This is a genomic window from Alistipes sp. dk3624 (genome assembly GCF_009557455.1).
GTDB lineage: Bacteria > Bacteroidota > Bacteroidia > Bacteroidales > Rikenellaceae > Alistipes_A > Alistipes_A hominis.
In genome coordinates, this window is the sequence record NZ_CP045651.1 from 2287102 (window position 1) to 2301894 (window position 14793).

A 14793-nucleotide genomic window follows, 5' to 3' on the forward strand; every position below is an offset into this window, starting at 1 on the left:
GGTTTTCTTCCCCTTTTCCGTAGGGTTATGGCAAACGATTACTTCTCTTTCAAACGGTTTACGGTGTGGCAGCGCCGCGCTGCGATGCGGGTCGGAACCGACGGAGTGTTGCTCGGCGCCTGGTTCGATCCGGGCGGAGACGGCGCGCGGATGCTGGATGTGGGCACCGGTACCGGCGTGATCGCGCTGATGGCGGCCCAGCGGAATCCGTCGGCGCGGATCGACGCCGTCGAAATCGATGCCGGCAGTTGTGCGGATGCCGCGGAAAATTTCGCCGGGTCGCCCTGGGCGGAACGCCTGGCTCTTTTCGGTGAGTCTTTCGTGTCCTTTTGCGGGCACGCTACGCGGAAATACGATCGGATAGTCTCCAATCCGCCTTATTTCGTCGGTTCGCTGAAGTGTCCCGATCCGGGACGTACCCGGGCGCGGCATACCGATTCGCTGCCCCATCCGGAATTGCTGGCCGGAGCGGCCGGGCTGTTGACCGAAAAGGGATGCCTGAGCGTCGTGCTGCCGGCGGACGGAGCGGATGCGTTTACCGGGCAGGCGGCCCGATACGGCCTGTTTCCGGCACGGACGCTTGCCGTTTGCCCGGTGCCGGGGACGGTGCCGAAACGGATGCTGATCGAATTCCGGACATTCCGGGCGGGCGTCGAAACGGAAGTGCTGGCGATTGCGCCGGAAGGCGGAACGGGTTATACGGACCGGTACCGGGCGCTGACCGGAGATTTTTATCTGAAAATGTGAGCGTTTTTCGAAATATAGTGTATTTTTGTTCGTACCGTTTCGGCGAGAATAGCGAATTAAAAACGATAGATTATGAAAAAAGTGTTGGTTTTAGGTGCGTTGTGCGCCTTGGTAACGGGGGCTTCGGCACAGGTTAAAGCTTATAAGGCGGATCAGATGACGAATCCCAACTCGGTGGCTTATGCGCTGCCGCGCACGGTGGTCAAAGTGCGTGTCGTTGCGGAAAAAGAGAGCGTGCGCGTCGGCCCGTATGCCCGGTTCGCTCAGAAATACCTCGGCGTGATCGCTCCGCTGGCCGATAAGGATATCTATACGATCAAGAGTGCGACGCTTTGCGGCGTTCAGGAGGCCGATCCGGCGGAAGTGTACGCGCTGGACAATCCGGACAAAAGTCCGGTGCGGATTTACGATCCGACTCCCGAAGGATTCGTTGCGGCCCCGCTGGACGGCGTGGAACCGGCCGGCATCGCCGGCCCGATACGTAAGGGAGTCCGGATGCGGGGCGCCGGCCCGGATGTGATTTCCTATGTCGAATGCGATACCGCTTTTCTGAAGGTGCCGATCGACAAGCAGAGCACGGTCGAGAAAAGCGCCGAATCGATGGCGGCGGATGCGGCTAACATGATCTTTTCGTTGCGCCGGCATCGGCTCGATCTGGTGACCGGTGAAGCCGGCGAGAATGTGTTCGGCGGCGGTTTGAAGGCGGCTCTGGACGAGATCAGCCGCCTGGAACAGGAATATTTGGCTTTGTTCCTCGGTAAACAGTACCGACAGACGGTCGCGAGGGAATACAATGCGCTTCCGTCGAAAGACGAAAATACTTTGGTCGTATGCCGCTTCTCCGATACGGCGGGTCTGTTGCCCGACAACGACCTTTCGGGCCGTCCGATCACGCTGGAAATGACCCCTGAGAAAAAGGCCGAGGCCTCTCCGCTGGCGAACCGGAACAAGGAGATCAAGGGCGGAGTCTTTTACCGCATAGCCGATATGGTGAACTGCCGGCTGACCGATGGGAACCGTCAGATCGCCCAGGCACGGATGCCGATCTATCAGTTCGGGGTGGTGGTACAGGTGCCGGTTACGGCCGTTAAATAGGGTTCCCGAATGAACGATACCGCATTGATGATCCGCTTGTTGGGACGCCTGAAAAAAGAGATGAACGGCGCTGTGGCGGAAGCGATGCAACGCAGGGGACTGAATTATCCGTTGAATTACGGGGTTTCGGTTCCGACGATCCGAAGCATTGCCGGGGAGTACGGTACGTCGCACTCCCTGGCGATGCTTTTATACCGTCAGCAGGTGCGCGAGTTGAAATTGGCTGCCGCTTTCGTCGACGATCCGCAGCAAGTTACGCCGGATCAGATGCGGTTGTGGGCGGACGGGTTCGCGAATACCGAATTGGTCGAGCAGGTGGTGTATAATCTGTTCCGCAAGGCGCCCGGCGCGGAGCGGGTTGCGCTTGAGTGGCTCGACTCCCCGAAGCCGTTGTTGCGTTACGCCGGTTTGCTGACGGCCGCTTCGACGGTGCGTCCGGAGATGGAACAGACGATGAGACAGGCGTTTTTCGACCGGATCGACCAGCTCGTTTTTCGGGAAATCGACAGCTCCGCCGTCTTGCGCGGGATTGTGACGGCCTTACGGCAGTTGGCCCGTACCGGCCTGTCGATGCGCCGAATGGTGGAAGACCGGATCGCCGTTTACGGAGCGGCTGCGGAAAGTTTGCCGCAACAGGTCGCCGAAGAACTCCGGTGGCAGTTGGAATACCTCGATCCGGCCGGGTAAATTATCTGAAGTCGATTATTTCGACATCCTTGTATTTCTTTTTGTCGAATGTGAATTGATCGGGCGCGACAGCGATGTCGGGCGTGATCTTGCTGATTCTGATTTCGACGGTACCCGCGCCGTCCGTGTCGTAATCGATACCGACGGGCAGTCCGCTCTGCGGATCGAGTAGCAATCGGATCGACCGGTAGCCTGCGCCCTTGACTTTCGGCGTCAGTTCCACCCGTTCCGCCGTCCGTCCGCCGACCGCGACGCTTCCTTTATAGGCGTTATCGAAATCCTGTTCATCCATCTTGAAAAAACGGGAAGGGTTCGACAGGAGCGAATGGTCGTTCGGGTCGGGCTTTTCGATCGTCACCTCGTCTTCGTTGCTGTTGTAGGTGTATAGCAGCTTGCCGTCGCAGAACAGTTCGTAATCGTTTACATGGACGTAATAGCGGTCGCCGCTGACGACGATCCGTCCGGCTACGTCGCTGAACTCGTTCTCCATGCTGGCCGTAAAGAGTATTTCGTACGCTTTGCCGGAAGCGATCTTGTCGGACAGTGTGCGGATCAGTTTCGCGGATTTCTCGTCGGCATGAGCCGTGGTGAGCGTGAAAACGAGCAGCAGCGGCAGGATGATTCTGCGGAGCAGGCTGGATCGGTCGTGTGGTTTCATAACGGAAAAATCAGGTTTGAACTCTCTTCGAAAGCAACGGAATCGGTCGGTTCCGTTGCTCTTTTGTAAAAACGCGTTTCTGCGATTAAAAATTATCGAGCGACTTGAAAATATGTTCCAGCGACAGAATGTCCTGGATCAGTACTTCGCGCGGTTTGCTGCCTTCGGCTTTGCCGACGATGCCGGCCATTTCGAGTTGATCCATCAGCCGGCCGGCGCGGTTGTATCCGATTGAGAAACGCCGCTGGATCGACGAGGTGGACCCCTGCTGGTTCTGTACCACGAAACGGGCGACGTCTTCGAACATCGCGTCCAGTTGCGACAGGTCGTTCGGTTTGCTGCCTGCGGCTCCTGTGTCTCCGCCTCCTTCCGGCGTGTATTCCGGCAGTTCGTAAGCGCCTACGTATCCGCGCTGTCCGGCGATGAATTCGGTGATCCGTTCGATCTCGGGCGTATCGACGAACGCGCATTGTACGCGTATCAGGTCGTTGCCGGTCGAAACCAGCATGTCTCCGCGCCCGATCAGTTGGTTGGCTCCCGGCTGGTCGATGATCGTCCGCGAATCGACCATCGACGTGACCCGGAAAGCGATCCGCGCCGGGAAGTTGGCTTTGATTACGCCGGTGATGATGTTGGTCGTCGGTCGCTGCGTGGCGATCACCAGGTGGATGCCGACGGCCCGCGCCAACTGCGCGATCCGGGCGATCGGCGTTTCGATTTCGCGCCCGGCGGTCATGATCAGGTCGGCGAACTCGTCGATGATTACGACGATGTAGGGCAGGAAGCGGTGTCCCTTGTTCGGGTTCAGCTTTCGGTGGATGAATTTGTCGTTGTATTCGGTGATCTTACGCACCTCGGCGGCCCGCAGCAGGTTGTAACGGGCGTCCATCTCGATGCAGAGCGAATTGAGCGTATAGATCACCTTGTGCGTATCGGTGATGATCGCGTCCTCTTCGCCGGGCATTTTCGCCAGGAAATGACGTTCCAGCTTCGAATAGAGCGTCAGTTCCACCTTCTTCGGATCGACCAGCACCAGCTTCAGTTCCGACGGATGTTTCTTGTACAGCAGCGACGTGATGATCGCGTTCAATCCGACCGATTTGCCCTGTCCGGTCGCGCCGGCTACCAGCAGGTGCGGCATTTTGGCCAGGTCGATGACGAACGTTTCGTCCTGAATCGTTTTGCCGAGCACCACCGGGATGTCGTAGTCCGATTCCTGGAACTTCACCGATTTGATGATCGAGTACATCGAGACGATCTTCTTGTCTTTGTTCGGCACTTCGATGCCGATCGTTCCCTTGCCCGGGATCGGCGCGATGATCCGGATGCCGAGCGCGGCGAGACTCTGCGCGATATCGTCCTCGAGGTTCTTGATTTTCGAAATACGAACGCCAGGAGCCTGTACGATCTCATACAGCGTGACCGTCGGCCCGACCGTCGCTTTGATCTTGTCGATCTTGATCCCGAAATTTTCGAGCGTTTCTTTGATCCGGTTTTTGTTTTCGACGATCTCTTCGCTCGTTACGCTGACTTCGACGCTGTGGTCTTCGAGCAGTTCGATCGGCGGGCGCTGGTACGACGATAGGTCGAGCGTCGGGTCGTACAGCGCGCTTTCGATCTCCTCGTCGCTGAGGCTTTCGTCTCCCGGCAGCCGTTCGACCGTCAGATCGCGTCGTTCCTCGATATCGAGCCCGTCCGGAACGGCCGCGACGAACGCGTCGTCTTTCGCCTCGGCGCCGGAAGTCTCGGGGGTCTCGGCGGTATATGCGGGAGCGGATTGGAACTGCTGCGTTTCCTGAGCCGGCGGGCAGGCGGTCTCCGTCGCCGAAACCGGCGGTTCGGGATACGTATAGGTATCCGTTCCGATGTCCGTTTTGCCGGTCGCGGGAGCGGGCGTTTCTTCGGCTTCATCCCCGCTGGCATACTGGATAACGAATCCGTCTTCGTCTTTTTCCGGCGGCGGTGGCGCCGTTTTGGCGTTCATGTCCGTGATGACGAACCCTGCGTCGTCCACTTCGACTTTCCCGGTGCGCGCCGGTCGGGGTTCTTCTTCCGGCAGAGCCGGCGCTCCGGAACGGTCGACGATCGTAAATCCGTTGTCGTCGATCAACTCGCCCGGATAGAGCGGGGGATCGTCGTCGGCCGAACGCACGATGAACGGATCGTCGTCGTCGATCTCTTTTTTCCCTTTTTTGCTTTTGGTTTCCGGTTTCGCGTCGTCGGTCTGTTTGGCTTCGTGGCTGAGGATGCCGGCCGCGGTCGTCGATACGGCTTCGCCGACTTTACGCCCGTTGTCGACGATCCCTTTGCCGACGCGGTTGATCATCGAGATGGTGTTGCGGTTGATGTAGATGGCATACAGAACGATCGACAACAACAACAACAACCCGGTTCCGATCGTTCCGATCACCGATACCAGCCATTCGGCGATCGAAATGCCGTGCCGTCCGCCCAGTCCGGTGCCGAACACTTCCCAATTGCCCCGGAAAAGGAATCCGAGCGTCAGCGACCCGAGGATCATCAGGATCAGCGTCAGCCGCACCGATTTACGCAGCATCGCCGGTCGGAACCGCATGATCCGCAGCGAAAAGATGATCAGCACGGCCGGAATGCACAGCCCGAACAGCCCGAATCCGTCCGCTACGACGGTTTTGGCCAGGACGGCTCCGAGTTTCCCGCCCCAGTTTTGCACCCGAGCTTCGTTGACGGTTTCTTTGGAAGACATGAATACATGGGTCCAGTCCGTTACCGACTGGTCGTCCTTCCAGAAAAAGAAGAACGACAGCACCGATACCGCCAGGAACAGCGCGAAAAACAGCAAGGCGAATCCGTAGATCCACCGCTTCGTGTCGCTCATGCCCTTGACTTCCGGTTGTTTTGCCGCGTTTTTTTTAACTGCCATAGTTGCAACCCGTTTTCAGGTTTTTATTATCCGCGCCGGATGCTCCGGCGTTTTTTAATCGATGTCCATCGTCCGTACCTGCTCGCTTTTGGCGATCAACCGCTGCCGGTACGTTTCGTCGGCGCTGGTCATAAAATCGTACTGCGGGGTATGTTCCGGCTCCGCCTGCAGGTCGAATCGCCGCAGCAGGGCCTCGGCCTGCCGTTCGATCGCCGCCGCCGGATTCACCAGGTCGACCCGCCGTTCCCCGATTACCCGGCGCATGGCCGCCGACAGGAAAGGGTAGTGCGTGCAGCCGAGTACGATTTGGTCGGCTCCGGCATCGAGCATCGGGCGGAGCAGTTTGTCGACCCGTGCCAGCGCTTCGGGCGTTTGCTCGCGGTTGCTTTCGACCAGTTCGACGAAACCTTCCCCGACCTGCGTCAGGATTTTCACCCGGTCGGCATAGCGTTGCGACGTTTCGCGGAACAGACGGCCGTTCAGCGTCGCCGCCGTCGCCAGAATTCCGATCACTCCGCTGCGCGATGCCATCGCCGCCGGCTTTACGGCCGGTTCGAGCCCGACCAGCGGCAGCGCGTAGTTCCGCCTCAGGTGATCGATCGCCATCGCCGTCGCGGCGTTGCAGGCGACGACGATCAGTTTGACGCCTCGGTCGATCAGCCGCCTGACGGCCAGATCGACGTAAGCGGTCACCTCTTCGCGGTTTTTGTCTCCGTACGGACAGTTTTTCCCGTCGCCGTAGTAGATCAGCGATTCGTGCGGCAGTTTCCGGTAAAGCTCCCTCCACACGGTCAATCCGCCCAATCCCGAGTCGAAAACCCCGATCGGTGCGTTATTCATTGCGCGTCTCTCCTTTTTTACGTTCGATCCACCGGCGTGCGTTGACGAATGCCTCGATCCACGGCGTCACTTCGTCTTCGGTGCGCTCTTCCGGATAGTATGCCCAGTTCCACGGGCGTATCGCCCGTTCCAGGTGCGGCATGATCGCCAGGTGACGGCCGTCGACCGAACAGATGGCGGCCGCGTTGTAATCGCTGCCGTTCGGGTTGGCCGGATACTCGGGATAAAGGTAGCGCACCGGGATGTTGTAGCAGCTCTCTTCGTACGGCAGCCGGAATTTTCCTTCGCCGTGCGCCACCCAGATACCCAGCCGGCTACCCGACAGCGATTTCAGCATTACCGAGTCGTTCGGTTCGATCTGTACGCCGAGGAAGGCCGACTCGAACTTGTGCGAGTCGTTGTGCAGCATTTGGGGTTTTTCTTCGTGCGCCGGCGTGATCAGCCCCAGTTCGACCATCAACTGGCAGCCGTTGCAGACGCCGAGCGACAGTGTGTCGGGACGCGCGAAGAACTTGTCCAGCGCTTTTTTCGCCTTTTCGTTGTACAGGAACGCTCCGGCCCAGCCTTTGGCCGATCCGAGTACGTCCGAGTTCGAGAATCCGCCGGTAAATACGATCAGGTTTACGTCTTCGAGCGTTTCGCGCCCTGCGATCAAGTCGGTCATATGCACGTCTTTTACGTCCATACCGGCCAGGTGCATGCACCATGCCATTTCGCGGTCGCCGTTGATCCCTTTTTCGCGGATGATGGCGGCCCGGATGCCCGACGGTTTGCGGCGGCTCGCTTCGAGTTCCCACTGCGACAGTTTCCCGGTGAAGTTTTCCGGGAATTTGTAGACGAGTTCCTGGTTCTTGTAGTTTGCAAAACGCTGCGCCGCTTTCTGCGGGCCGCTCTGACGGCGGTCGAGCAGGTACGAAGTCTTGAACCATGTGTCGCGCAGATCATTCACCAACAGCGACATTTCCAGTCCGTCGTGCATGAACGCGAACCGGCGCTCCTGGTTGACGTCCCCGATTACATAGGCGTCGACGCCGGCGAATTTCAAGTCTTCGCAGACCTCCACGCCGTTTTCGACCTGCAGCACCAGCGCCGGTTTTTCGCTGAACAACAACCGTACGATGTCGCGTTCGCCGAGCGCCGCGAAACTCAGATCCATGCCGCTCGTGTTATCCGCAAAGGTCATTTCGAGCAGCGCCGTGATCAGACCGCCGGCCGATACGTCGTGTCCGGCCAGCACCTTGTCTTCGGCGATCAGACCTTGTACCGCCGCGAACGCTTTCGAGAAATAATCGGCGGACTGTACGGTCGGCACTTCCATGCCGACGCTGCCGAGCGTTTGCGCCATGCTGCTGCCGCCCAGACCGAAAGCCGAGCGGCTCATATCGACATATACCAATTGGCTGCGTCGGTGCTTGAGTGCCGGCGACACTGCCTTTTTAACGTCCGACACTTCGGCTGCCGAGGTGATAATTACTGTACCGGGGGCGTATACCAGTTCGCCGTCGCGGTATTTCTGCGTCATCGACAGCGAATCCTTGCCGGTCGGAATGTTGATTCCGAGCGCCAGCGCGTAGTCGCTGGCCGCTTGTACGGCCGAATAGAGCCGCGCGTCCTCGCCCGGATTCTTGCACGGCCACATCCAGTTTGCGCTCAGCGATACCGACGACAGCCCGCCGTCGATCGGCGCGAACACGATGTTGGTCAGCGCTTCGGTGATCGCCAGCACCGATCCTTTCGGCGCATTGGCCAGCGCCGCCGCCGGAGCGTGCCCGAGCGCCGTGGCGATGCCGTGCGTTCCCTGGTAGTCGAGCGCTACTACCGCGCAGTCGTTCAGCGGAAGCTGGATGCTGCCGGCGGTCTGCTGCATCGCGATCCGGCCGGTCACCGACCGGTCGACCTTGTTGGTCAGCCAGTCCTTGCAGGCTACGGCTTCGAGCTGCAGCACGTTTTCGAGGTATTTCACCAGGTTGCCGGCCCGGTATGCCGGCTCTTCGAACGTTTCTTCGACCGTGCGGTCGTTCAGCACCGTGCGCGGCGCCTTGCCGAACATGTCTTCCAACTTCAGGTCGATCGGTTTTTCGCCGGTTTTATGGTTGACGAACGTGAACTGCATGTCGCCGGTCGCTTCGCCGATTACGTAGAACGGGGCGCGTTCGCGTTCCGCGATGCGGCGCAGTTTCCCGATGTGTTCTTCCTTCATCACGAGTCCCATGCGTTCCTGCGATTCGTTGCCGACGATCTCTTTGGCGCTGAGCGTGGGGTCGCCGATCGGCAGTTGATCCATGTCGATTCGGCCGCCGGTCGCTTCGACCAATTCGCTCAGGCAGTTCAGGTGGCCGCCCGCGCCGTGGTCGTGGATCGAGATGACCGGGTTCATCTCCTCTTCCGATACGGCCCGGATCGCATTGTAAACCCGTTTCTGCATCTCCGGGTTCGAACGCTGCACGGCGTTCAGCTCGATCGCTCCGGCGTATTCGCCGGTTGCCACCGACGAAACGGCTCCGCCGCCCATGCCGATGCGGTAGTTGTCGCCGCCGAGCAGCACGACCTTGTCGCCCGCGTGCGGTTCGTCCTTGATGCTGTCCTGTTTGCGGCCGTAGCCTACGCCGCCGGCCTGCATGATGACTTTGTCGAATCCGTATTTCTTGCCGTTCTCGAAGTGTTCGAATGTTTGCAGGCTGCCGCAGATCAGCGGCTGCCCGAATTTATTGCCGAAATCCGACGCGCCGTTCGACGCTTTGATCAGGATGTCTTCGGGGGTCTGGTACAGCCACTCGCGGGCTTCGGTCTGCTTTTCCCATTCGCGTCCGCCGTCCAGCCGCGGGTAAGCCGTCATGTAAACGGCCGTTCCGGCTACCGGGAACGCCCCCTTGCCGCCGGCGATCCGGTCGCGGATCTCGCCGCCGGTTCCGGTTGCCGCGCCGTTGAACGGCTCGACGGTCGTCGGGAAGTTGTGCGTTTCGGCCTTGATCGAAATGACGCTCTCGAACTCCTTGATCTCGAAATAGTCCGACGTGTCGTGGGTCGCAGGGGCGAACTGTTCGGCCTTCGGGCCTTGTAGGAAGGCGCAGTTGTCTTTGTAGGCCGAAACGACGCGGCCGGGGTGCTCGTTCGTGGTTTTGCGGATCAGCCCGAAAAGGGTCGTGTCCTTCTCCTCGCCGTCGATGACGAATTGTCCGTTGAAAATCTTGTGGCGACAGTGTTCCGAGTTGACCTGCGAGAAACCGAATACCTCGCTATCGGTCAGCTTACGCCCTACGCGCCGGCTGACGTCCTCCAGGTAGGCGATCTCTTCTTCGCTGAGCGCCAGCCCTTCCTGTTTGTTGTAAGCGGCGATGTCGTCGATGTAAACTACCGGATCGGGCTGCTTGCTGATCGTGAATACCTGCTGGTCGATCGTATGGTATTTCCGCTTCAGCATCGGGTCGAACGCGGCGTTTTCGTCCTGCGCTTCGTCGAATTCCTCAATCCGCAGGATGCCGTGCAGGCCCATGTTCTGCGTGATTTCGACGGCGTTGGTACTCCACGGCGTAATCATTTCGCGGCGCGGGCCGATGAAAATACCTTCGAGGCTTTCGGCCCCGAGGTGTTCGGCTCCGCCGAAAAGCCATTGCAGCCGAGATATCTCTTCCGCAGAAAATTCCGTCGTCGCCTGAACGGCATATACGGTATCGTCTTTCTTGAAAAACAGGATCATCGTTATAGGGTTTAATGTTTATTCGTTTTTATGTCGTCCGGCCGCGCGGTCGCTACCGGCGGGCGATCCGTTTCAACAGCGGCTCGGCCTGTTCGTACGGAATCCGGTATTCGATCGTTCCGATCGCGTAAGGAGCCACCTCGTACGGATTGTACAGCATGGTCACGCCGCTGCTGTCGATGCCCACATTTTCCGGCAAAGGTAATTGATCCGTTCCAACAAACAAAGCGTCTTCGCTCAGAGCTGCGTCCGAAAGGTGCTTCGCGAAATATTGCCGGTTCAGCCGTTGCAGTCCGGCGGTATCGGAAAACAGATCGGCTTTATCCAGCGGCTTTCCGCTTTCCGTATCGAAATTGAAAAACAGGTTGGTCAGCAAACCGTGCGCCCCGCCGGTCAGGGTATAGACGGTGCACCGCAACGACGTTACCTTACCGCATTGACGGATCTCTCCGTGGAAACGCAAGTCGTAAGGAAGACGGGCGGTCTGCGGATCGCGGTTTTTGCGCGCCAATAGCGAGTCGGTCGCCTGCTGCGGCGTCATTCGGGCGTATTCTTCGTCCGTCAGGCCGAAACCGGTTTTAATTCGGTCGGCGATTTTCCGATTGATCGAATCGGCGCTTCGCCCTCCCGCCGCAACCGGATAGCTCACTTCGACATAATCGCTGTCTGCGGTGAAAGTGCTGTGTCCGAAAGTCTCTTGTCGCCACGAAAGCTGCGAACCCGACGGGGAGCATCCCGTCACGGCGGCCAGAATCAGGAGGTAAAACAGGTTTTTCATCGGATTTACTGCTCTTTTTTCGTTTCGATGTATTCGGCGATGTGATGTGCGATGTAGTCGTCCCGGACTCCGTCGCAGTCGATGATCAGCTTTGCCTGCATGTAGTACTTTTCGCGTTTTGCGACATTTTCGCGGATAAAACCGATCAATTCTTCTTCGCTTTTGTCGCGCAGCAGCGGCCGTTTCGCCTTGCCGTGTTCGAGGCGCCCGGCCAGTTTCTCGGGACTCATTTTGAAATAGACCGTCAGTCCCGCGCGGTTCATCGTTTCCATGTTGTCGAAGAAACACGGCGCGCCGCCGCCGGTCGCCACGATGGCCTCCCGTTCGGAGGTCAGCTCGGCCAGCACTTCGCGTTCGGACTGCCGGAATCCGGTTTCGCCTGTTTCTGTGAAGATTTCGGCAACGCTTTTGCCGCAGCGCTGTTCGAGCAGCGTATCCATATCCAGAAACCGGACGCCGAGTTGTTTTGCCAGTGTCCGGCCGATCGTGCTTTTGCCGCAGCCCATGTATCCCACTAAAAATATCAGCATCTTTCGGATCGGTTTTACATTATTCTTCCCCGAACAGGTTCATCTGTTTGGTGTTCTGCTGCTGTTCTTCTTCGGCGGCGATGTCGAACTCGACGGTATCCCCCGCGACGTAATTTTTCGGGGGAGCGGTTTTGCCGGCACCGCCGGCGTCGGGCGCGCTGCTGCGTTCCGGCGCGGTCTTCCCGGTCTCTCCGGAAGTCTCTTCCGCTCCGTTTTCGTCGTCCGGACGTCCGGGCGTCTCCTCCGGCCGCGGTTCCTTGTCGAGCGGTTCGGCGAATACGATTTTATCCACGTCGAGCGTCGTGACTCGTTTCCCTTTCGCCCGGTGGCTCTTCACTCCGATGAACTCGTCGACGTCGATCGTGTCGTCGGGCCGCCCGGCGTTGTGTCCGCCGTAAACGACCTGCAACTGCGGATAGGTGTCGCTGTTGATCGCCACCATGTACGATCCGGCGGTGTCTTCGACGAAATTCTGCATTTTGTTGTCGCTCGATTCGGCATTGAACCGCTTGACGTAGTAGTAGTTCTGTTCTCCGTCGAAATAGACGACCGAATAGATTCGGTCGCTGTCGTATTTTTCGACGCGGATCGTGTCCTCCGGGAAATGCAGGCCCAGGTCGTAGTTCGCCGTGTAATAAAGCCCTTTGCCGGTCATTACGATCAACTTGTCGTCGCCGACGAATTCGCCGAGCAATTCGCCGCGCCCGTCGGTGTTCAGCCGACGGATTTCGTCGTCGTACCATACGTCCACGCCGCCGAGGGTCGATGCGCCGCGCTCCTTCAATACGATCTTATGGATCGCGTAGCGCGAGAACAGGTTGCCCTGCGACTGCCGCCCTTTGATCGCCAGTTCGCTGAAGTTCAGGTCGACGATCAGCTTTTTGAGCCTCGGCCTCGGTTTGAAGTAAACCTTCAGGATTTCGGCTTCGCCGTTCGGGTTGACGCTCATGTACAAGATATCGCTTTTCGGCGTTCCTTTGGTGATGTCGTATTCGCGGTCGCGCGTGATTCCTTTGATCGCGCAACGTTTCATCATCACCGGCCCGTTGCGCCCGTCGCGGTACAGCACGTTGTAGATCGTCCGTTCGTCGTTGCGCTTGAAGATACCTATATAATAAATGTTCTTCGCGAAGAACGCCTTGTCCGACACTTTCGTGATGATGTATTTGCCTTCCTTCGTGATGACGATCACGTCGTCGATGTCCGAGCAGTCGCAGACGAACTCGTCCTTACGCATCGCCGCTCCGATCCCGAAAAATCCCTCTTCGCGGTTGACATACAGCTTGGCGTTCGCCACGACCACTTTCGTCGCTTCGATCGAGTCGAAACTGCGCAGTTCGGTTTTCCGCTCGCAGTTTTTACCGTATTTATCGCGTATCCGCGTAAAGTAGGCGACCGCGTAGTCGATCAGGTGTGCCAGGTCGTGCTTCACCTGCTTGATCTCGTCCTCTACGTTGCGGATGTGTTCGTCGGCTTTGAACGCATCGTAGCGCGAAATGCGGATCATTCGCAGTTCGGTCAGTTTGACGATGTCGTCGAGCGTGATTTCGCGCCGTAGCAGGCGGGCGAACGGTTCGAGTCCCTTGCCGACGGCGGCGTAGGCCGCTTCCCGCGAGGTGCACTCTTCCATCAACTGGTAAATCCGGTTCTCGATGAAGATCTTTTCGAGCGACGACATGTGCCAATCTTGTTCGAGTTCTTCCATCCGGATCTCCAGCTCGCGTTTGAGCAGTTCTTTGGTATGGTCGGCGCAGCGTCGCAGGATTTCGCGGACGCCCATGAAGTGAGGTTTCTCGTCCATGATGACGCAGGCGTTCGGCGAGATCGACACTTCGCAGTCGGTGAACGCGTACAGCGCGTCGATCGTCCGGTCGGACGACTCGTCGTTGCTGACGTGAATTACGATCTCGACCTTGTCGGACGTATTGTCGTCGACCTTCTTGATTTTGATCTTGCCTTTGTCGTTCGCGCGGATGATCGAATCCTTGATCGACTCGGTGGTCGTGCCGAACGGAATTTCGGTGATCGCCAGCGTCCGTTTGTCGATCTTGTTGATCCGGGCGCGCACTTTGACCGCTCCGCCGCGCAGTCCGTCGTTATAGCGCGATACGTCGGCCAGCCCCCCGGTCGGAAAATCCGGGTAAATTTCGAAGTCGCCGCCCCGGAGGTAGGCGATGCTCGCGTCGATCAGTTCGTTGAAGTTATGTGGCAGGATTTTCGATGCCAGTCCGACCGCGATGCCCTCGACTCCCTGGGCCAACAACAGCGGGAATTTGACAGGCAGCGTTACCGGTTCCTGATTCCGCCCGTCGTACGACAGCATCCATTCGGTGACTTTCGGGTTGAACACCACGTCCAGCGCGAATTTCGACAGCCGCGCCTCGATGTAACGCGGGGCGGCGGCTCCGTCGCCGGTCAGCACGTTGCCCCAGTTTCCCTGGCAGTCGATCAGCAGGTCTTTCTGCCCGAGTTGCACCAGCGCGTCACCGATCGAGGCGTCGCCGTGCGGGTGGTATTGCATCGTCGACCCGATGATGTTCGCCACTTTGTTGTACCGGCCGTCGTCCAGTTTCTTCATCGCGTGCAGGATGCGCCGCTGCACCGGCTTCAGCCCGTCTTCGACATGCGGCACGGCGCGTTCGAGGATCACGTACGATGCGTAATCCAGAAACCAGTCCTGGTACATGCCGGTCAGTTTGCGCCGGTCGGGTTTGTCGTCGGTCAGACGTCCGTATTTTCCGGCGCGGGCGTTATTTCCTCCGTCCGTTTCCGCGCCGGCCGGGAGGTCGTCCCGGCGGTTGTTGATATTTTGTTCTTCGTTCATGTCTGGTGTTGTGTTCCTTGCCTGAAAATAGTCCG

10 protein-coding genes are annotated in these 14793 nt (G+C 58.7%); 3 read left to right on the forward strand and 7 right to left on the reverse strand.

All coding sequences use genetic code 11. The features are described from left to right. The first annotated feature begins 27 nt into the window (after positions 1-27). The 3 genes from GFH31_RS09790 to GFH31_RS09800 all read left to right on the forward strand — a co-directional run bounded on the left by GFH31_RS09790 (position 28) and on the right by GFH31_RS09800 (position 2529). On the forward strand, positions 28-747 hold the full coding sequence (locus tag GFH31_RS09790; protein WP_153497833.1) for a tRNA1(Val) (adenine(37)-N6)-methyltransferase: 720 nt from the start codon (positions 28-30) through the stop codon (positions 745-747). A gap of 72 nt (positions 748-819) precedes the next feature. Then, on the forward strand, positions 820-1842 hold the full coding sequence (locus GFH31_RS09795) for a DUF4831 family protein (RefSeq protein ID WP_101571449.1): 1023 nt from the start codon (positions 820-822) through the stop codon (positions 1840-1842). A gap of 9 nt (positions 1843-1851) precedes the next feature. After that, positions 1852-2529 (forward strand): DNA alkylation repair protein, encoded by a 678-nt coding sequence (locus GFH31_RS09800; RefSeq protein ID WP_101571447.1) that lies wholly within the window; start codon positions 1852-1854, stop codon positions 2527-2529. A gap of 1 nt (position 2530) precedes the next feature. On the opposite strand, the gene GFH31_RS09805 is transcribed toward GFH31_RS09800, so the two are convergent. The 7 genes from GFH31_RS09805 to GFH31_RS09835 all read right to left on the reverse strand — a co-directional run bounded on the left by GFH31_RS09805 (position 2531) and on the right by GFH31_RS09835 (position 14758). After that, the gene (locus GFH31_RS09805) at positions 2531-3187 is read right to left on the reverse strand and encodes a LolA family protein (protein WP_153497834.1); all 657 of its coding nucleotides are present in this window, start codon (positions 3185-3187) and stop codon (positions 2531-2533) included. 85 nt (positions 3188-3272) lie between these two features. Next, positions 3273-6089, reverse strand: a complete 2817-nt coding sequence (locus GFH31_RS09810) for an FtsK/SpoIIIE family DNA translocase (RefSeq protein ID WP_101571443.1) — start codon at positions 6087-6089, stop codon at positions 3273-3275. Positions 6090-6143: 54 nt separating this feature from the next. After that, the gene (gene murI / locus GFH31_RS09815; protein ID WP_055202188.1) at positions 6144-6929 is read right to left on the reverse strand and encodes a glutamate racemase; all 786 of its coding nucleotides are present in this window, start codon (positions 6927-6929) and stop codon (positions 6144-6146) included. Next, the gene (purL, locus tag GFH31_RS09820) at positions 6922-10626 is read right to left on the reverse strand and encodes a phosphoribosylformylglycinamidine synthase (RefSeq protein WP_153497835.1); all 3705 of its coding nucleotides are present in this window, start codon (positions 10624-10626) and stop codon (positions 6922-6924) included. The genes murI and purL overlap by 8 nt, the downstream gene beginning before the upstream one ends. 52 nt (positions 10627-10678) lie before the next feature. Continuing rightward, positions 10679-11404 (reverse strand): DUF3298 and DUF4163 domain-containing protein, encoded by a 726-nt coding sequence (locus tag GFH31_RS09825; RefSeq protein WP_101571439.1) that lies wholly within the window; start codon positions 11402-11404, stop codon positions 10679-10681. Positions 11405-11409: 5 nt separating this feature from the next. Beyond that, complete coding sequence (locus tag GFH31_RS09830; protein WP_055202182.1) at positions 11410-11934, reverse strand: shikimate kinase; 525 nt, start codon at positions 11932-11934, stop codon at positions 11410-11412. A 19-nt stretch (positions 11935-11953) separates the two neighbouring features. Next, entirely contained in the window at positions 11954-14758 is a 2805-nt protein-coding gene (locus tag GFH31_RS09835; protein ID WP_118457718.1) for a DNA gyrase/topoisomerase IV subunit A, read from the reverse strand. Positions 14759-14793 lie beyond the last annotated feature (35 nt).